This window comes from Myroides oncorhynchi, assembly GCF_020905415.1.
Lineage (GTDB): Bacteria > Bacteroidota > Bacteroidia > Flavobacteriales > Flavobacteriaceae > Flavobacterium > Flavobacterium oncorhynchi_A.
On the sequence record NZ_JAJJMP010000001.1, the window covers coordinates 1,301,995 to 1,321,618 of the forward strand.

General features: G+C 34.3%; 21 protein-coding genes. 16 read left to right on the top strand and 5 right to left on the bottom strand.

Going from position 1 to position 19,624, the window contains the following annotated elements:
• Positions 1-108 precede the first annotated feature (108 nt).
• The gene (locus tag LNQ81_RS05755; protein ID WP_229945202.1) at positions 109-867 is read left to right on the top strand and encodes a lysophospholipid acyltransferase family protein; all 759 of its coding nucleotides are present in this window, start codon (positions 109-111) and stop codon (positions 865-867) included.
• A gap of 63 nt (positions 868-930) precedes the next feature.
• Here LNQ81_RS05755 and LNQ81_RS05760 read toward each other — a convergent pair whose 3' ends face one another.
• The gene (locus LNQ81_RS05760) at positions 931-1,812 is read right to left on the bottom strand and encodes a hypothetical protein (RefSeq protein WP_229945203.1); all 882 of its coding nucleotides are present in this window, start codon (positions 1,810-1,812) and stop codon (positions 931-933) included.
• Between the two features lie 169 nt (positions 1,813-1,981).
• On the opposite strand from LNQ81_RS05760, the gene LNQ81_RS05765 reads away from it, so the two are divergent.
• Entirely contained in the window at positions 1,982-2,269 is a 288-nt protein-coding gene (locus LNQ81_RS05765) for a hypothetical protein (RefSeq protein ID WP_229945204.1), read from the top strand.
• A 61-nt stretch (positions 2,270-2,330) separates the two neighbouring features.
• Here the strand turns inward: LNQ81_RS05765 and recA are convergent, their stop codons facing one another.
• Positions 2,331-3,335, bottom strand: coding sequence for a recombinase RecA (recA, locus tag LNQ81_RS05770; RefSeq protein WP_229945205.1), 1,005 nt, complete (start codon positions 3,333-3,335; stop codon positions 2,331-2,333).
• 244 nt (positions 3,336-3,579) lie between these two features.
• Here recA and def point away from each other — a divergent pair, with 244 nt between their 5' ends.
• The 3 genes from def to LNQ81_RS05785 all read left to right on the top strand — a co-directional run bounded on the left by def (position 3,580) and on the right by LNQ81_RS05785 (position 5,318).
• Positions 3,580-4,158 (top strand): peptide deformylase, encoded by a 579-nt coding sequence (def, locus tag LNQ81_RS05775; protein WP_229945206.1) that lies wholly within the window; start codon positions 3,580-3,582, stop codon positions 4,156-4,158.
• A 304-nt stretch (positions 4,159-4,462) separates the two neighbouring features.
• On the top strand, positions 4,463-4,888 hold the full coding sequence (locus tag LNQ81_RS05780) for a lipocalin-like domain-containing protein (RefSeq protein WP_229945207.1): 426 nt from the start codon (positions 4,463-4,465) through the stop codon (positions 4,886-4,888).
• A 25-nt stretch (positions 4,889-4,913) separates the two neighbouring features.
• Positions 4,914-5,318 (top strand): lipocalin family protein, encoded by a 405-nt coding sequence (locus LNQ81_RS05785; RefSeq protein WP_229945208.1) that lies wholly within the window; start codon positions 4,914-4,916, stop codon positions 5,316-5,318.
• Between the two features lie 105 nt (positions 5,319-5,423).
• Here LNQ81_RS05785 and LNQ81_RS05790 read toward each other — a convergent pair whose 3' ends face one another.
• On the bottom strand, positions 5,424-5,747 hold the full coding sequence (locus tag LNQ81_RS05790; RefSeq protein ID WP_229945209.1) for a DUF4870 domain-containing protein: 324 nt from the start codon (positions 5,745-5,747) through the stop codon (positions 5,424-5,426).
• 372 nt (positions 5,748-6,119) lie between these two features.
• Between LNQ81_RS05790 and trhO the strand changes: the two genes are divergently transcribed.
• From trhO to LNQ81_RS05815, 5 genes are all read left to right on the top strand, one after another.
• Complete coding sequence (gene trhO / locus LNQ81_RS05795; protein WP_229945210.1) at positions 6,120-7,478, top strand: oxygen-dependent tRNA uridine(34) hydroxylase TrhO; 1,359 nt, start codon at positions 6,120-6,122, stop codon at positions 7,476-7,478.
• Positions 7,479-7,487: 9 nt separating this feature from the next.
• Positions 7,488-8,729 (top strand): peptidase U32 family protein, encoded by a 1,242-nt coding sequence (locus LNQ81_RS05800; RefSeq protein WP_229945211.1) that lies wholly within the window; start codon positions 7,488-7,490, stop codon positions 8,727-8,729.
• Entirely contained in the window at positions 8,729-8,959 is a 231-nt protein-coding gene (locus LNQ81_RS05805) for a ferredoxin (protein WP_229945212.1), read from the top strand. The genes LNQ81_RS05800 and LNQ81_RS05805 overlap by 1 nt, the downstream gene beginning before the upstream one ends.
• A gap of 1 nt (position 8,960) precedes the next feature.
• Entirely contained in the window at positions 8,961-9,317 is a 357-nt protein-coding gene (locus LNQ81_RS05810) for an arsenate reductase family protein (RefSeq protein WP_229945213.1), read from the top strand.
• A gap of 170 nt (positions 9,318-9,487) precedes the next feature.
• Positions 9,488-10,015, top strand: a complete 528-nt coding sequence (locus tag LNQ81_RS05815; RefSeq protein ID WP_229945214.1) for a dihydrofolate reductase family protein — start codon at positions 9,488-9,490, stop codon at positions 10,013-10,015.
• A gap of 1,310 nt (positions 10,016-11,325) precedes the next feature.
• Here LNQ81_RS05815 and LNQ81_RS05820 read toward each other — a convergent pair.
• Positions 11,326-11,619, bottom strand: coding sequence for a GIY-YIG nuclease family protein (locus LNQ81_RS05820; RefSeq protein WP_336245912.1), 294 nt, complete (start codon positions 11,617-11,619; stop codon positions 11,326-11,328).
• 299 nt (positions 11,620-11,918) lie between these two features.
• Between LNQ81_RS05820 and LNQ81_RS05825 the strand changes: the two genes are divergently transcribed.
• The 6 genes from LNQ81_RS05825 (at position 11,919) to LNQ81_RS05850 (ending at position 17,709) form a co-directional block, all read left to right on the top strand.
• Positions 11,919-12,767, top strand: coding sequence for a YicC/YloC family endoribonuclease (locus LNQ81_RS05825; protein WP_229949249.1), 849 nt, complete (start codon positions 11,919-11,921; stop codon positions 12,765-12,767).
• A 30-nt stretch (positions 12,768-12,797) separates the two neighbouring features.
• On the top strand, positions 12,798-13,367 hold the full coding sequence (gene gmk, locus LNQ81_RS05830; protein WP_229945216.1) for a guanylate kinase: 570 nt from the start codon (positions 12,798-12,800) through the stop codon (positions 13,365-13,367).
• 12 nt (positions 13,368-13,379) lie between these two features.
• A complete protein-coding gene (gene nadD, locus LNQ81_RS05835) occupies positions 13,380-13,967 on the top strand; it encodes a nicotinate (nicotinamide) nucleotide adenylyltransferase (RefSeq protein WP_229945217.1) in 588 nt (195 codons plus the stop codon).
• Positions 13,968-14,037: 70 nt separating this feature from the next.
• The gene (locus LNQ81_RS05840) at positions 14,038-15,195 is read left to right on the top strand and encodes an iron-containing alcohol dehydrogenase (RefSeq protein WP_229945218.1); all 1,158 of its coding nucleotides are present in this window, start codon (positions 14,038-14,040) and stop codon (positions 15,193-15,195) included.
• Positions 15,196-15,522: 327 nt separating this feature from the next.
• Positions 15,523-16,518: an NAD(P)H-dependent glycerol-3-phosphate dehydrogenase gene (locus LNQ81_RS05845; RefSeq protein ID WP_229945219.1), complete on the top strand. Its 996-nt coding sequence runs from the start codon at positions 15,523-15,525 to the stop codon at positions 16,516-16,518.
• 198 nt (positions 16,519-16,716) lie between these two features.
• Positions 16,717-17,709 (top strand): TerC family protein, encoded by a 993-nt coding sequence (locus LNQ81_RS05850; RefSeq protein ID WP_229945220.1) that lies wholly within the window; start codon positions 16,717-16,719, stop codon positions 17,707-17,709.
• Between the two features lie 197 nt (positions 17,710-17,906).
• Here the strand turns inward: LNQ81_RS05850 and LNQ81_RS05855 are convergent, their stop codons facing one another.
• A complete protein-coding gene (locus tag LNQ81_RS05855; RefSeq protein ID WP_229945221.1) occupies positions 17,907-19,610 on the bottom strand; it encodes a glycoside hydrolase family 32 protein in 1,704 nt (567 codons plus the stop codon).
• Between the last annotated feature and the right edge of the window lie 14 nt (positions 19,611-19,624).

Sequence of the window (19,624 nt, forward strand, 5' to 3'; positions counted from 1 at the left end):
ATAAGGGAATTAGATTTTAGTTGCCTTGTTTTTATTGGCAATATGCTTATTAGGCGTGAGAATTGTGTATTTTTGAGGTTAACAAAAGAAAGAATATAAGTCAGTAAGATGAAGGTAATACGCGTGTTTTTTAGTTCACTTTGGCGGTTGTGGTTTTATGTGTGGATGGTGATTGTGATTGTGATTTTGTCTCCTGTGTTGTTGTGTACAATACAATCAGAGAAGACTTATCCCACATTTTTTAAAGTTGCACGTCTATGGGCTATCCTTACTTTTTATGGTATTGGGATGAGGTATCATATCGAAGAAGAGCATCCATTAGAGAAAGGACGAAGCTATATGTTTATTGCTAATCACACGTCAATGTTAGATGTTATGATGATGTTGATCTTAGTGAAGGATAATCCATTTGTATTCGTTGGGAAGGCAGAGTTAGCGAAGATACCGGTATTTGGATATTTCTATAAACGCACTTGTATTTTAGTAGATAGAAAAGATGCTGCAAGTAAAAAGCGAGTTTTTGACAGCGCACAAGAACGTCTAAGTAGAGGACTTAGTATTTGTATCTTTCCGGAAGGAGGAGTGACAGATGATAGAAGTATCATTTTAGATAGCTTTAAAGACGGTGCATATAGACTAGCAATAGATCATCAGATACCCATAGCTCCATTAGCATTCGGAAGGTTGAGACATTACTTTCCGTTCGTCTGGGGGATTGGACATCCAGGAGTAGTGCCTGTGAGGATCTATGCACCTATAGTGACTACAGGATTGACTATGACAGAGAGAAAAGAGTTAAAAGATAGTACATTCGACTTACTTTATAAGCCAGTGTTGGCTTGGGAAGAGGAATACAAGAATAAGTAATGCAAAAAGCGATGAGGTACAGAGTACTTCACCGCTTTTTTAGTTATATATGGTTTATGGGTATTAAAGGACAATGATTCCAGCACCTGATATTCTACCACTCGCAAGAACAAAGTCGTTCATAGATTGGTTTTGTTCAGTGGTATATTTGCTGTAATTGATGTCTATTTTTGAGCGACTCATCGCTAGGTCAAATAGTTCTTTTTGGATATCCTTTTGTTTGCCTGCATCAGTAGAAGTGCGGAACTCAGCTAGTAGTTCCATCTCTTTCTTATATGAGCTAAGCATTTCTTGGTTATCTATAGCTGGTAGTTTTAATTCTACAGTATTGGGTTCAGTGATGGTGCACTCGCCATTATCTATTTTGTTTTGTGCGTAATATCCCTTGTGTTCTGCAGGCATATCTTCATCGTAGAACGCTACGAACTCCGCTTTAGTAAAGAACTTATTATAGAAGTTACCTACCGCATTTTTGTTGCTCGTAGTTAGTTCTTCAGGATATTCTTCTCCTAGATAATAGGAGCATCTGTATAGGTTATTATCGATAAACAATGCATTAGTAGATTTGATATTATCAGTATACGTCACTCCGTCGATATTAACTTCTCTATTAGTAGAACCAAATTTGTCAAAGTTACCCTCTGTTGCGTACACCATAGAGTAGATGTAGTGAGGTTCTAAGGTAGGGTTAATGATACCCCCAGTGTTTTGTTTTAATACGTTAAACTTATTTTTTTGACCGTTGTATTCTAATTCATGGTTTCCATTATCTAGCTTTAATACTTCGAAAGTATTAGGAGCTAGTGTATATTTCTTACCATCTATAGATACTGAAATCTCTTTATCAGTAGGGTTAGAAAGATAAAAGTCTTGTCTCTTAAATGGGTCATCACAGCTAATTAAAGTTGTAATCGTTAGCAGTAATGCTAATAAGCGTAATCTCATGTTTTGTATTATGTTTTTGTAAGTACAAAAATAAGGGATTCCGCTTATGTTGGCTAGTAAGAATAGAGTTTTATATAAAAGGCGTTTGTGTAGAATAATATTAGTAACTTGTTAACGTTATTTTTGTGAATGATTTATTAGATAAAATTTATAACGTATTGAACTTATAATGATGACGTTTTTTGATAATTTCTTTGTGAAGCTTGTTGCTAGAATTATACTTCTAACGATTCCTTATCTATTAGCAGTTCAAGTTTATAATCAACAAGATCAGTGGGAAGCATCGATGTTAGCCGTTTTTACTCTATTTGGGATGGCTATAGGGGCTATTCTATATCTATTGCTATTTAGACCAGATAGTGATGATAAACATGGTTCAATATTATATGTTATAGGGATTATTTATATTGTAGCCTTGATGGGACGATATGCCCAATTAGCCGAGTTTATAAAGTAATATATAAAAAACCCCCTAACAACTTTCGTTATTAGAGGGCTACGTATAAGGATAGAATATATTATGCTTCTTTAGATTTAATGACTTCCTTGATAAGTTGTTCAAGTTCTTCCATTAACTCAGGGTTGTCTTTGATTACTGATTTAACAGCATCACGTCCTTGCCCTAATTTAGTATCACCGTAGCTAAACCAAGAACCGCTTTTCTTTACGATTTCATAGTCAACAGCCATATCTAATACTTCACCTACTTTAGATATACCTTCACCATACATAATGTCAAACTCTGCAGTACGGAAAGGTGGAGCTACTTTATTCTTAACGATCTTCACTTTCGTTCTGTTACCGATTACGTTCTCACCATCTTTGATTTGAGTTGATCTACGGATATCTAAACGAACAGAAGCATAGAACTTCAATGCGTTACCACCAGTAGTCGTCTCAGGGTTACCAAACATAACACCAATCTTATCACGAAGTTGGTTAATGAAGAATACAGTACAGTTTGTTTTACTAATTGTAGAAGTAAGTTTTCTCAATGCTTGAGACATTAAACGAGCGTGAAGTCCCATTTTAGAGTCACCCATTTCCCCTTCGATCTCACTCTTAGGAGTCAAGGCAGCAACAGAATCGACTACAACTAAGTCGATAGCACCTGAACGGATTAAGTTCTCAGCAATCTCTAAAGCTTGCTCACCATTGTCTGGTTGAGATATAATTAAATTGTCAATATCTACGCCTAATTTTTGTGCATAAAAACGGTCAAACGCGTGCTCCGCATCAATGAAGGCAGCAATACCACCTGCTTTTTGAGCTTCTGCAATAGCGTGTAACGTTAAAGTCGTTTTACCAGATGATTCAGGACCATAGATCTCTATGATTCTTCCTCTAGGAAACCCTCCTACACCTAACGCAAGGTCAATACCAAGAGAACCAGAAGAGATAACCTCTACTTCTTCTACTGCTGTATCACCTAACTTCATCACAGTTCCTTTACCATAAGTTTTGTCTAACTTATCAAGTGTAAGTTGTAACGCTTTTAATTTTGCTTCTTTATCTGCACTCATTTTTTTAAAAATTAGATTCTTACTGATGTAAAAGTAATATAAAATAATTACAGTCCAAGAGTGTTAAGGTATTATGCTATGAATTATAGCAGGCGGAGTAGTCTCCTTTGCTATGATATAATTTATAGCAATACTGTTGGTTGATAGGTTTGTTTAATAACATTGAAGTAAGGTAAATTATTTAGGCTGAGTTTATTGTGTGTTTTCTATCTTATATCGACCTTTGTAGTTAAATAAGACAATAATGAAATTAGCAATATTAGCATATGGTAATAAGAAGCTTACCGTTGACTGTGAGCCTATAGAGAAGAATACAGCAGAGTTAGGTGCTCTTATAGATAGTATGTGGGAGACAATGGAAGGAGCTTATGGATGTGGGTTAGCAGCTCCGCAAATAGGAGAGGTAAAACAATTATTCGTAGTGGATAGTATAGTGATGTATGAAAATGCTGAGGATGATGAACGTGAAGCTAACTTTGTTGAGGGGGATATGGGAATGCGTGAGACGTTTATTAACGCGCGTATCATCGGTAAGTCTGATGAGACTTGGGATGAATTAGAAGGATGTTTGAGTATTCCTGATATCTTTAAACGTGTGACTCGCCCATGGTCTATTACTATAGAGTATTTAGATCGTGATTTTAATCCGCATACAAAGACATTTTACGGAACGTCAGCACGTATTATTCAGCATGAGTATGATCATACAAGAGGTGTGTTATTTACAGACCGTCTAAGCACTTTCACAAAGAAACTTATAGCTGCAAAGTTAAATAAGATTATGAAAGGCAAGGTCTTTACAGATTATAAAATGAAACCATAATGATGGAATAAAGAAGATCCTTATAATGTGTTTAATTGTAGGGATTTTTTGGTTTTAGATGGATGAAGTTAATTGCTATTTAATATAGTTGTATTATTCTTTTGGGATCTTGTAATACTTTGTAAGAATATTTTGGAAAACCTCTTGTCATTATTTAACTAAAAAACGAATTGTAGTGAGAAAGTCTATTTGTAATTAATTGTATTTCTGCTTGTTGTTCGTGGAGTTAAATTATTCTTAAAATGAAATTTTCACACTCTAGTGATATACATTTGGTCTATCAAAATTAAAGATTTATATCGCTATGAAATTAACAAAAATGACTTTAGCTATTGCATTAGTAGCTATTACTTTCGCTTCTTGTAAACAACAAACTGAAGCTCCTGTATCTGAAGAAACAACAACTACTGAAGTAGTAGAAGAGACTACAGCACCTGAAGCTGTGGACACTACAATATTAGTTGCTTCTTGGACTCAACCAAATCCTATTAATGATAAAGAAGTACAAGGATTCGAATTAAAAGAAGACGGAACAGCTACTTCTATTAATATGGCTACACTTAAAACAAATAAGTGGTGGGTAGAAGGAGATAAATTGTTCTTAGAACAAGAGAGCATTGGTAATGGTACATCTAGTGTAGATACTGTGTCATACCAATTTGAGGTAGTTGATGGTAAAACATTAAACCTAGTGAATGGTGAGTCAAAAGATTCATTCACTAAAAAATAGTCTAATTTAGATTTTTTAAGTACAAATGAAACAAACAGTTCTTGCTTTAGCTTTTGTAGCTATCGCTATCGCTTCTTGTAAAAATCAAACTGAAGCTCCTGTTGTGGAAGAAAATACTGTAATAGCAACAGAGCAGACTACTCCAGTGGTTGACAATATTTCTAAGCTTGTTGGTACATGGAGATTACCAGAAGGCAATAAAAATTATGTTCTACCTGATTTTCAACTAAAGGAAGACGGTACTGTGGTTAATGTTGATGATAAAGTCACTATGTCATTTAAAAAATGGAAAGTAGTAGACAATACATTAGTTTTGGAAGGTGATGGAGCCGTATCAACAGAGATAGGCGTGTTTCCTTTTTACGCAATAGAGGATCATGTATTAACGTTAGATGTAGAGGGCGTAGTTGAAGAGTATATTAAGCAATAATACTACAGTAATACACATATAAAAGCTACCTGATAAGGGTAGCTTTTGTTATTTATAGTCTATTTGACATAGCAAGTAGTTCACTTGACTCTATATTCAAAATATTTATTTAATAAAAGTAAATGTTTTATCAGCCCACTCTCCTATAACTGGTAATGGTTGTTGTTTTTCATTTGCTGCATTAATAATACCAATAATCCAGAATAACATAATAGCGTATCCAATGTATGCTAAGAAATATAATGAAGGTATAATAGAAATAACAATGACAAGTGCAACATTTAGGACGATAGAGATCAGCATTATTCCTAATGATTGTCTTAAGTGATATTTTAATAAGTCATCTGCTTTTTCCTTTCCTATAAAATAGGCTACTAACCATCCGATTATCGTGATGTATGATACGATTGATAAAGTTTTGTTATCCATTTTTTTAAGTTTTATTTTAATCAAATATCTGTATAAATATTTGATTTATTATTGTTTATGGTCTGAAAATTTATTAAAATGGCTATTTATAGGGATATATGGGAGGTTAGAAAAAGAATCAGTTAAGTTCAATGATAAACTTGAATAATATTCTTTTTAAATATTATTCAAGTAGTATTTGGCTAATGCATAATCTGAAGTAAAATAGAAGTTGAGGTTCTAAAAAAGAGATTGAATGTTTTGATAGTTAGTTATTTATGTAAATTTTATTCTATTAAAACCTCTATTGTAGTTCAAAATATTATCTTTGCAGCGAAATTCTTCCATTTAGGGTTTCAAACATATAATAATCTACACTTAAAAGTTTATAGCATGCAACTGTATAACACATTAAGCGCAGAAGAGAGAGCAGATCTTATCGAGCAAGCGGGAGAGAACCGTTTGACTTTGTCTTTCTATGCGTACGCCAAAATAGAAAACCCACAACAATTTAGAGACGAGTTATTCCTAGCATGGGATGCATTAGACGCTTTAGGACGTACTTATGTAGCACATGAAGGTATTAATGCACAAATGTCTGTACCTGCATCACAATTTGATGCATTTAGAGATACGCTAGAGCAATATGACTTTATGAAAGGTATTCGTCTGAATGTTGCCGTTGAACAAGATGATTTGTCTTTCTTAAAACTAACAGTTAAAGTTAGAAATAAGATTGTAGCAGATGGTCTGAATGACGACACATTCGATGTTACAAATAAGGGAATTCACTTAAAGGCAAAAGAATTTAATTCATTATTAGAAGATCCAAACACTGTAGTAGTTGATTTCCGTAATCACTATGAGAGTGAAGTGGGACATTTCGTAGGTGCGATCACACCAGATGTGGATACTTTCAGAGAATCATTACCTATCATTAAAGACCAACTAGAGAACATTAAGGAAGAGAAGAACTTACTGATGTACTGTACAGGTGGTATCCGCTGTGAGAAGGCATCAGCTTACTTTAGACATCACGGGTTTAAGAATGTGTACCAACTAGAAGGAGGTATCATTGAATACACACGTCAGGTAAAAGCAGAAGGACTGGAAAGTAAATTCATCGGTAAGAACTTCGTGTTTGACCACCGTCTAGGAGAGCGTATTACAGATGATATTATCTCTAATTGCCACCAATGTGGTAAGCCATGTGATACACATGTGAACTGTGCGAATGAAGCATGTCATCTATTGTTTATTCAATGTGATGAGTGTGCTGAGAAAATGCACGGATGCTGTTCAGACCCATGTTTAGATATTATTCAATTACCAGAAGACGAACAAAAGCGCTTGCGTCAAGGTGTTCAGAAGGGTAATCTTATCTTTAAAAAAGGTCGTTCAGAGAATCTTGAGTTCCAAAAGGAACGCAATATATTCGATGAGATTAAAGCGGTTAAAGTTAGCGCAGTAACACAGATTCGCAAGAAACAAGTGGAACGCAAAGTACTTATTGGTTCAGCACAACACTACTTTACTAAAGCTAGTGTAGCACAGTTTATTGTAGACAAGGAGTTAAATATAGGGGATAAAATCGCTATCGTAGGGCCTACGACAGGAGATGAACGTCTAACTATAGAGAAGATGATGGTGAATGGTGTGGAAGTTAGCACAGCTAATAATGGAGATAAAATGACTATGGAAGTAGAATTCCGTATTCGTAAGAATGACCAATTGTTTAAAATAACAGAATAGATAAAGAATATGACAGTTTCAGGAAGAGTAGAGCTTATGGCTCCTGCAGGTAACTTCGAGTCTTTACAGGCAGCATTAGATAACGGTGCAGACTCAGTATATTTCGGAGTAGACCAATTAAATATGCGCGCACGTTCAACAGTGAACTTCTCTATAGATGACTTAGAGGAAATTGCTAGACGATGTAAAGAGAAGAATGTACGTACTTATTTGACGTTAAACACTATCATTTATGACCACGATTTATCAGTGGTAAAGACATTGTTAAACAAAGCAAAAGAAGCAGGGCTTACTGCAGTTATTGCATCTGATCAGGCAGTTATTGCTTCGGCAAGAGCTATTGGATTAGAAGTGCATATCTCTACTCAACTTAATGTGACGAACATTGAAACTGTTAAGTTTTATAGCTTATTCGCTGATACGATCGTGCTTTCTCGTGAGCTAAGCTTACGCCAAGTGAAAATGATCACTGAAGGTATCGAACGCGAACAAGTAAAAGGACCATCAGGTAATCTTATCGAGATAGAAATATTCGGTCACGGCGCATTGTGTATGGCTGTATCAGGTAAATGTTATCTAAGTCTACATTCTCATAACTCTTCTGCTAACAGAGGAGCGTGTAAGCAAAACTGCCGTAAGAAATATACGGTTATCGATCAAGAAACAGGTTTTGAGATAGAGATAGATAACGAGTATATGATGTCTCCTAAGGATTTGTGTACGTTAGACTTTTTAGATCAAGTGATTGAGGCAGGCACTAAAGTATTAAAGATCGAAGGTAGAGGTAGAGCCCCTGAGTATGTAGCTACTGTGATTCGCACTTACCGTGAAGCTATAGATGCTGTAGCAGATGGAACCTATTCTCAAGAAAAAGTAGTTGAGTGGATGAAAGCACTAGAGACGGTATATAATCGCGGTTTCTGGAGCGGATATTACTTAGGACAGAAACTTGGTGAGTGGAGTGATAATCCCGGAAGTAATGCTACTCAAAAGAAAGTATATGTAGGTAAAGCTGCTCATTATTTCCAAAAAGCGTCTATCGGAGAGTTTAAAATTGAAGCTTATGATATTAAGGTTGGGGATAGAATTCTTATCACTGGACCAAGTACTGGTGCCCAAGAGTTAGTAGTGGAAGAGCTATTTGCAAACGAGCAAAAAGTCGAGAAAGCAACTAAAGGGGATGACTGCACTATTAAACTTCCATTTAGAGTTCGCCTATCAGATAAACTATATAAAATAGTGGAAGCATAATGGTTATAGTTACTTTACAGCGAGATAAGTGTATCGGGTGTAATTATTGTGTTGAGGTAGCTCCTCTGCAGTTCCAAATGTCTAAGAAGGATGGAAAGACAGTTTTATTAAAATCTGTCAATAACAAGGGGTTTCACACGCTGAAATCATCAGATTATACTATCTTAGACAGCTGTGAGCAGGCAGAAAAAGTGTGTCCTGTACACATCATCACTGTAAAAGATGTATAACATGAGAAAGATATATTATTTAAGTACTTGTAGTACATGTAAGCGTATTCTAGGTGAAATGCCAGAACTCGATACATTTGAATTACAAGAAATCAAGAAGAATCCAGTAACCGATGCTCAGTTGGAAGAGATGTACGCGGTAGTAGGTAGTTATGAAAAACTATTTAATAAACGTGCTCAACTCTATAAAAGCGAAGGGCTAAAGGATAAGAATCTTCAAGAAGAGGACTATAGAAAGCTTATTCTAGAGCAGTACACTTTTCTAAACCGCCCAGTAATGTTTGTCGATGGTAATATTTATGTTGGGAATAGTAAGAAAGTAGTAGAAGCTGCTATGGAACAAGTAAAGAATAAATAAATAGAGAAGAGTCAGTATACCGCTGACTCTTTTTTTGTTTCAGTTTGACATTAGTTATTGTCATTAATAGCTGATACTGACGTTTCAGAAGGCTTTTTTACCGTTTAGAGTAAGTTTATGTGAGTAGTGGGATTAAAATAACGACTTTAGATCTTCTAAAGCGATGTTTTATGAGAGAGGTAGTTTTATATATTTCGTGTAGTTTAGATGGATACATTGCTAAGCCAGGAGATGATTTGAGTTTCTTAGATGCAGTGCAGATAGAAGGAGAGGATTATGGGTATACCACATTTACAGATAGTATAGATACTGTATTAATAGGTCGACGCACTTATGACTGGGTAGTTAAGCAAGGACAGGGATTTCATCATGCGGATACGGAAACGTATGTGATGACGCGACAGGATTTGCCTAGTGAAGGAAATGTAATATTCTATAATGGTGATTTAAAAGAATTAGTAGCTAATCTTAAAGCCAAGGAAGGGAAAGATATATTCTGTGACGGGGGAGCACAATTAGCAAATCAATTATTAACAGATAAGCTGATAGATAAGATCATTTTATCTGTTATACCTGTGATGTTAGGAGCTGGGATACGATTATTTGAGGAGGGTTCTCCTGAGCAAAGATTAGTGTTATTAGATTCTAGTGCTTTTGAATCAGGATTAGTACAGCTTACTTATAAAGTAGAAAAATAATACAGGTTAATATAGATACTTGTTTTGACATATAATTGAACCAATACTTCGCCGGTTCTATAAAAGTAAACGAATGACTTTAGGTAGCCTTAAAGTTTAAGTTTTGTGTAAGTAAACTAAGTTGATTTTCAAGAATCAAATAATTAGGTTTTTATTTAATGTTTTGAGCTAAGGCACATTGTGTCTTAGCTTTTTTTTAATAACTAAGTAGCTTAAAAACAAAATGTTATGTGATTTGTTTCTTTTTTTTTTGAATTCGAGTGTGACCAAATGTGATGTTTGTTGTCTTAATATTGAAAACGAAAGGGAAGAATTGCTATAATTCCTTTATAAAAAGAAAAGAAAGAAAAAGTTTTAAGTGTTTGGGAATTAAATTAAAACATAAGGTTTAGGTTAGGTTGTTTGTTTTAAGAAAGGAATTTAATTCACATAGTTTCATCGCAGTTACTAAACTATTGCTGACTTTGTAGATTGTGGTGGTCTAAATAAGGACTTAGAAGGCGTAGTTCATAGTTATGGTTGTTTTGGTTATCTCCTATTTAGGCGATGAAACGAATTATAGTAGGAGTATAAAATACAAAAGAGAGCTTATGGGCTCTCTTTGTTTTTTTGAGCTATTAGACATTTTGTTCTGTCTATATAGTTTAAAACGCTTAAGAATATGTTGTTTCTTTATCTTAATTTAGAAAAAATATAAGGGTGTATTAAAAGGTTAGAATTTAATACTTATATTTGTAAAGTGTTGAACATTAGTGTTTAATACAGTTTTTTAGGCCAATCTTCGAGGCTAATATTTAAAAAAAATCAGATCAGACGTTAATAGGGGAAAATAGGCATTTTTATGCAGTTTTGGTTCGAGTGAGTCCATAGTGACTCCATTAAAACGAGCTTTTTAATGGAGTCATTATGCACACACGATGGTATCAATATACTTTCATACAAAGCCACATAGCAACTTCGTAGGTAGGAAAAGGTAATAAAAAAAAGGTGGTTTATTTTTTTTGAGATAGGTGATACAATCTATAGTCCTTACAAGGGTTAAGGTCTTTGATTTCTAATGAGATAGAAATGATAATAGAGCTACAAAAGTACAGATTTATTGTGTGACTTCTTATCTTTATGAAATAATAGCATTAGATATGTGCTTTAATAGTTGTGTGTAGAGTATTTTTGATACAATATCCATTTAGTTTGTCACCCTGAGGAACGAAGGGTCTCACGAGCAATTCTAGCAAGCACTATATTTAATATAAAGTGACACTTCCTTGCCGTCAGGGTGACAATAGCATCAAATAAATATGGCGATTTTATTACAAGAAAATAGTTTTTAAATATGGATTTATAGTTTTTATTAAGGCTATCTTTTTATCTTTTTTCCACCCTTTTAGTTCCTTATCACGTGTGATAGCGTTATTTATATAGATTGACTGTTCATAATATATTAGTTCTATAACATTGTATTTTGCAGTAAAACATGAAGTGTTTGTTTTGTTTATATGCTCGTATACTCTTCTTTGTAAGTTATTTGTTACTCCTATATAGAACATTTTTCTGTATTTATAGAAGATATAGGTGTGAAAAAAACCTGTTATTTGTGTATTAATTCATTAGGAATTGCTGCTTGAGCTATTTGATCCCATATCTAGTTTTTTTATTAAGATAATGCTTTCCCCCTATTGATGTGAACTAGTATTAGGTATTTTTTGAGTACTTAAATTTTTTACCAATTATTCTTTGATTCCTTGCATTCTCTTTTACTAGAGGGCTAACTTAAATTCTACTAAAGTTGTGAATGATTATAAATATCCCCATCGTAGTCAGTATTTTGTGCTATTTATAAGCTAGTTAGTAATGATTTTCATACCTTTGTAGCTATTATTTTTTTTAATATATGATACAATCGATGACAGGATTTGGTAAAGCATGTTTGCAATTACCAACAAAGAAAATCACAGTAGAAGTAAAATCGCTTAATAGTAAAAGCTTAGATCTAAATGTCAGACTACCATCGACTTATAGAGAGAAAGAATTACCACTTCGTAACCTTATAGCATCTGAATTAGAGCGTGGTAAAGTTGACTTCTCATTATATAGTGAGATAACAGCTGAGGAGACTTCTAATAAGATCAACGGGCCTATCGTGATGGCATATATTAATCAGATGAAAGACATCATCGCTGATGCTGATACGACAGAGTTGATGAAAATGGCTGTTCGTATGCCTGATGCTTTAAAAGTAGAACGCGCTGAACTAGACGAGAACGAGTGGAAAGAGATTGAGAAGGTTATCACTGAGGCGATCGCTAATATGAAGGAGTTTCGTGCTAGTGAAGGAGCATCATTAGAAAAAGACTTTAGACTGCGTATCGGTAATATCCGCAAGTATATGGATGAGGTGTCTGAGTTAGATAAAGAACGTATTGTAACTGTAAAAGAGAGACTACGTGCTAATCTAGTGGAGCTTCAACTGAATATAGATGAGAATAGATATGAGCAAGAAGTAATCTATTATCTAGAGAAGATGGATATCACAGAGGAGAAAGTACGTCTAAGTAAACACCTTGATTACTTTATCGAAACAATAGAGGGGTCAGAAGCAAATGGTCGTAAGCTTGGATTTATTGGTCAGGAGATGGGGCGTGAGATCAATACTATGGGATCTAAATCTAACCATGCTGAGATGCAGAAGATAGTAGTGAAGATGAAAGATGAATTAGAGAAAATAAAAGAGCAGGTACTTAACGTGCTTTAGTAGATATATACAACACGACAGAATATTATTATGCAAAGAGGTAAATTAATTGTCTTTTCTGCGCCATCAGGTTCAGGTAAGACTACGATAGTAAGACATTTATTAGAACAAGAAGAATTGAACTTAGCGTTCTCTATCTCTTGTACATCTCGTGAGCCTAGAGGTGAAGAGGTTAATGGTCAAGACTACTATTTTATTTCTCTTGATGAGTTTAAACAAAACATTAAAGGAGAGAAGTTCTTAGAATGGGAAGAGGTATATAGAGATAACTTCTATGGTACACTTAGCAGCGAAGTAGAACGTCTATGGGCAGAAGGTAAGAATGTTATATTCGATATCGATGTAGCAGGAGGTCTTCGTATTAAACGCAAGTTTCCTGAGGAGACTTTGGCTGTTTTTGTAAAGCCACCAAGTATAGATGAACTGAAGATCCGTCTGAAGAAACGCTCAACTGAGAGTGAAGATAAAATCAATATGCGTATCGCTAAGGCTTCTGTAGAGTTAGCTACAGCTCCTCAGTTTGATTTGATTATTAAGAATTATGATTTAGATACGGCTAAGAATGAAGCTGTAGAGCTAGTGAAGAATTTTATAAAATAAAAGAATAAAGTAATGAAGGTTGGGTTATATTTTGGGACGTTTAATCCGATACACATTGGGCATTTAGTGATTGCGAACCATATGGTGCAGTATACTGATCTCGATGAGGTATGGATGGTGGTGACGCCTCATAGTCCACTGAAGAAAAAGAAAGGACTGCTAGAGGATTTCCATAGAATACATATGGTGAATCTAGCTACAGCAGATTATGACTATATAAAGCCTTCTGATATAGAGTTTAACTTGCCACAACCGAATTATACTGTTAATACGATGGCGCACTTGCACGAGCGTTATCCTAAGTATGAGTTTTCGTTATTAATGGGGCAAGATAACTTAGATAGTTTTCCTAAATGGAAAAACTTTGATGTCTTATTAGAACGTTATGCTATCTATGTTTATCCACGTATATTTGAAGATAGACAGGAGGAGAATCCACTGTTGAAGCATCCAAATATCCACTTGGTAGAGAATGCTCCGATTATGGAGATTTCAGCTACTTTTATTAGAGATTCGATTAAAGAAGGTAAGAATATTATGCCGTTATTAGATAAAGAGGTTTGGAAGTATATCGACCACAACCTATTTTATAAGAAATAATTAATACACTAAAAGGAATGCATTAGCATTCCTTTTTTTAATTTTATACTATCATTAAAAGAAAGATGTTATGTTGAATTTTGAATTATATAACCCTACTCGTTTATTATATGGGAGGGGACAGATAGCAGAGGCTGCTAATCTTATAAATAAAGGAAGTAAAGTACTTATCGTATATGGGGGTGGGAGTATCAAGATTAATGGAGTGTATGATCAGGTTGTTAAGGCCCTAGATGGTTTTGAAATAGTAGAGTTTGCAGGTGTGGAACCTAATCCTAGATATGAGACCTTAATAAAAGCAGTGGAACTAATCAAGCGAGAAAAGGTTGACTTTATCCTAGGTGTAGGAGGTGGCAGTGTGATCGACGGTGTGAAGTTTATTTCAGCTGCTGTACATTATCAAGGAAATACAATAGATATCATAAAGAAGAAATTAAATGTCAACTGGCAAGCGATGCCTTATGGTGCTATTCTTACTCTACCTGCTACAGGAAGTGAGATGAACTGTGGCGCAGTCGTGACTATTGAAGTCACTAAAGAGAAGTTATCTTTCTCAGGAGAGGTGTTGTATCCAGTATTTTCTGTATGCGATCCAACAGTGATAGCCTCACTTCCTGAGAAGCAAATAGCGAATGGTATTACTGATGCGTTTATTCATGTACTAGAACAGTATATTACATATCCACAAAATGCTCCGGTACAAGACAGGTTTGCTGAGGGAATACTTCAGACACTTATAGAAGTGGCGCCTATAGTCTTAAAAAACCCTAATGATTACGATGCAGCGATGAATTATATGTGGTGCTGTACTATGGCTCTAAATGGGTTAATCTCTAAGGGAGTTACAGAGGATTGGGTTACACATGCTATAGGACATGAGTTAACTGCTTTATATGGTATAGATCATGGTAGGACATTAGCTATTATAGGACCTAATTTATATAGAGTGATGTTCGAGACGAAGAAGGCGAAATTAGCACAGTTTGGTAAACGTGTATTCAATTTAAGTGGAAGTGATGAAGAAGTAGCAAATCAAGCAATAGAAGAAATGGTGAAGTTCTTCCACTCACTAGGTGTACAGACTACACTAAGAAATTATATAGACGAAGGTGACAAAGCTGTAGAATGGATTGTTAATCGCTTTGAGGAAAGAGGATGGGTCGCGATGGGAGAGATGAAGAATATCACGCTTGATAAAGTGAGAGAGATAGTGAGAATGAGTTTGTAATATACTATAAGTGCACTGTTTTTGAGTGCAGTACACTTATAGTGGCTTTTGTGTATTATGGATATTGATTTAGCAGTATATCTTTTTTACTGTTAATTTAATCTAAAAGTAATTGCTATAAACGTATTTATATGCTTTGTCTTTAATTAATCTAAAATACATATATGTAAGTAAAAATGCTTTTAATCGGTTAGTTTTTGATTATAACTTATGGATATTTTAATTTTTGTTGAATAAATTACGTAATCTTTCATCATAAGCTATTATCTATGTCATTGTTTGCAATGTGTTTTTTACTTACTTTTGACCAACTAATAAATTTAGTGTATGAATGAATATCCGAAGATTGCAGTTATAGGTGGTGGGAGCTGGGCTACTGCTATAGTAAAAATGTTGAGTGAAAACCTATCTGAGATAGCATGGTATATGCGAAATGAGTCTGCATTAGAAGAGATAAAAGTAAACTTCCATAATCCTAATTATCTTAGTTCGGTGGAGTTTGATGTAGAACAATTAAGATTGACAAGTGATATTAATAAAGCAATCTCGTATGCTGATTATGTAATATTTGCTATTCCTTCTGCATTTCTATGTCATGAAATGACCAATCTTCATGTGAGTTTGGAAGGAAAAGTTATTATTTCAGCAATAAAGGGGATAATACCAGAAACGAGTCTTATTGTTGGAGAACATTTCCATCAGACATATAATGTACCTTATGAGAATATAGCGGTATTAACAGGGCCTTGTCATGCAGAAGAAGTTGCATTAGAACGACTATCTTATCTTACTATTGCTTGTCAGACAGAAGAATACGCTAAGACAATCGCTAATTGTGTCACGAGTCATTATATCAAAGCGAAAACAACTGATGATATAATAGGTACTGAATACGCAGCAGTATTAAAGAATATCTATGCTGTAGCTTGTGGTATAGCACATGGATTGGGGTATGGTGATAACTTTCAGGCATTGCTTATGAGTAATGCAATACGTGAGATGAAAAAGTTCATCAAAAAAGTACATCGTATGAAACGCAATATTAATAATTCTGCATACCTAGGAGACTTATTAGTTACTGGCTATTCTTTGTTCTCTCGTAATCGTATGTTTGGTAATATGATTGGTAAAGGATATACTGTAAAGTCTGCTCAGATGGAGATGAATATGATTGCAGAGGGATATTATGCTAGTAAGAGTGCTTATGAATTAAATAAGCAATACGGCGCTAAAACACCTATTATCAACGCAGTATACGATATTCTGTATAATGGTAAAGATCCTAAGAAGGTATTTAGAAAACTAACAGAAAAATTAGATTAAAAAAAATAATTAATTAGCCTTGTTTGGTTTTTGAATAAAATATATTAAGTAACCTATTGTATGTCAATAGGTTATTTTTTTATTGAGATTATTGAATGTTAAAAATAATGTTTGTAAATTGTTGATTTATTGTTAGTTATAAGTTGTTCTCTTGGGGGAGAATATTACTTATAGTTTTGTCGAGTTAAAATAAAAAACATGGATCATTTAATTAATCACCCTGGTTTATTAGGGGTATTTGGGGTAGTAGTTATTATTATGCTACTTCTTGACTTAGGAGTATTTAATAGACACAGTCATACTGTATCGACTAAAGAAGCTATCATCTGGACTGTAGTATGGATAGGTTTGGCGATGTGTTTTAGTGGTGTAATCTATTATTACATGGACTTTGAGAATTTTGCACGTTTTCAGTCTGCGTATTGGATAGAAAAGGCATTATCTGTAGATAATTTATTTGTCTTTATCCTTGTTTTTACTTTTTTTAAAGTACCTAAAGAACTACATCACCGTGTATTGTTTTGGGGAATTATTGGAGCATTAGTATTCAGAGCTATCTTTATTTTTGCAGGGGTTGAGATTATTAATATGACTTATCTGCCAGCTATGGATATATTTGGAATGACAGTTGAGATCAATGCTGTGCTAACTATTTTTGGATTCTTCCTTCTGTATTCTGGTGTTAAGTCTTGGTTTGCTAAAGAAGAGCACGATGAGAATGAGGACTTATCTAAAAACTTAGCTGTACGTATGGTACACAAATTCTTTAAAGTAAGCGACGACTATGATGGTGAGAAGTTCTTCACAGTGAAGAATGGAGTGCGCATGGTAACTCCTTTATTCGTTGCACTTATGGTAATTGAGTTTACAGATGTGATTTTTGCAGTAGATAGTATTCCTGCTATTTTCGCAATTGCACCAGATGATCCATTCATTTTATATACCTCTAATATCTTTGCTATTTTAGGATTGAGATCATTGTATTTCCTATTAGCGAACTTCATGGACAAATTCTCTAAGCTTAAGTATGGCCTAGCTATTATTTTATCTTTTATTGGTACCAAGATGATTATATCTCCATTTTATCACGTCGATTCTATGGTGTCATTATCTGTTATCGCAGGGGTATTAGTTCTTTCTGTAGTAGCATCATTTATGTTCCCACCAAAGAAAGAAGTTGTAAAAAATTAAGATTAACCCTGATTGTGCATTAGCTAAATACTACAAAGCAATTCTTATTCATAGCTCTAATGAAAGAGCTGTTTTGTATAATTACTTTTTGTTTATATACCTATCGCTAATTTTGGGATTAATTAGTTTAGATATAAAAAAGCCCTTTCGTAATACGGAGGGGCTTTTAGTTTATACTTAGAAATGGTGATAGTTTGTTATTCTTCTTTTTGGAAACTATATATTCTAAATTTGGTAATATCTATTCTACCTTGTTCTATTTCTAGATCTAGGGTGTTATAAGGTTCATTCGGGAAGATAAGGTTAGTCATAGCTGTTTTACCTTTATTTATAAATAGTTCTGAAGAGCACTTGTCTACATATAGTTTAATCTTGTACTTTTTTTCTCTCTGTAATGGTGCAGTAATTTTATGTTTAGTGAACTTTTTCGAGAAAGAAATCTCTCCACTGTCTGTCCGATCCAAGGTAAGTTTACCTTTATCTAGATTTAGAGTATATGTGATTTTTTCATTAATAGTATTGCTTAAAGTAAGGTGAATTTCAGATGTTTTACTTTCAACGATATCAAATTCTAATATTATTTCATAAGCACCTTGATTATCATCTAATAGATATTGTATATGAAGAGATTTGTCTATAAGTTGCGTTTGAAATTCTTGTTTTTTCTCTCTTCTGCTTTTTAGTTCTCTGATAGGATAGCTTTTGACAATCATGTGCTCTCCATTGTTACCTATGTCTAGTGTACGTGGCAAAGTCATGGCATTCTTAAATATCTTAGTAGGAAGTATATTAGCGTATTGCCAGTTACTCATCCATGCGATATAGACAGGCTTATCTTTTGGGCTATTATGCCATGTGGTTCCAGCATAACAATCCTTGCCATAATCTAACCATAATGGATAGGGTAGTGTTTCTGGGGTAAATGTAACACCATCAAAGTTTCCAATAAAGTATTGTACAGCGCTACCTTTATTGTGCCCACCAGCAGTCACACTTACAAAGAGTACCCACTTATACGTTTTACCATAAGGGAGTTTAAATAGATCGGGGCATTCCCATAGTCCTTTGTGTGACCCTATTCCCATACCAAATTCACTTAATAGAAGCCATTCTTTTAAGTTAGTTGAGCTATAGAATAAGACACTTTGGAATGTTGCTAGTGCCATAATCCACTTATTTGTTTCCTCATGCCAGAAAACTTTAGGATCTTTAAAATCTGTATTAGTTGTATTGGTTAATATGGGATTATGTTCATAATTAGAGAAAGTATGACCATTATCTGTACTAAAGGCAATACACTGCGTTTGCGTATCGGCGGAAGCTGTGTAGAAAGCAATGATGGCATTCTCTCCAAAGCCTGCACAATTTTGTTTGTCTATGATGGTACTACCAGAGTAGATTTCGCCTAAATTATTTGGGCGTAGAGCTAAAGATTGTGTTGTCCAGTCTACCATGTTATTAGAAGTGGCGTGTCCCCAGCTTAGATTTCCCCATTTCGTGCCATAGGGGTTGTGTTGATAATATAAATGGTATATACCAGTATTATAAAATAAACCAACAGGATTATCAATCCAACCTTCAGAGGAATTATAATGATAAGTAGGTCTGTGAAGTTCAATATCCTGATGCTGATAGTCCCCAGTTTGTTTTATGTGTGAAGGAGTAATGTCAAGTAGTTTTCGAGAATTAAATTCTAATTCTAATGATGTATTGATAAATGCACTGACATCTATTTTGAGATAGTATAGAGGAGGTCTTTCTGCTATTCTAATATGGAATGTTTTAAAAAGATTACCTTCTTCGTCTAGGATTGTAATTGTGCTTTCTTCACTCTTGTCATGAATTGGAAATAGTAAGTAGTTATCTATAATAGCTACCTGGAAACTAACAGTATGTTTCATATTCTTCATTTTAG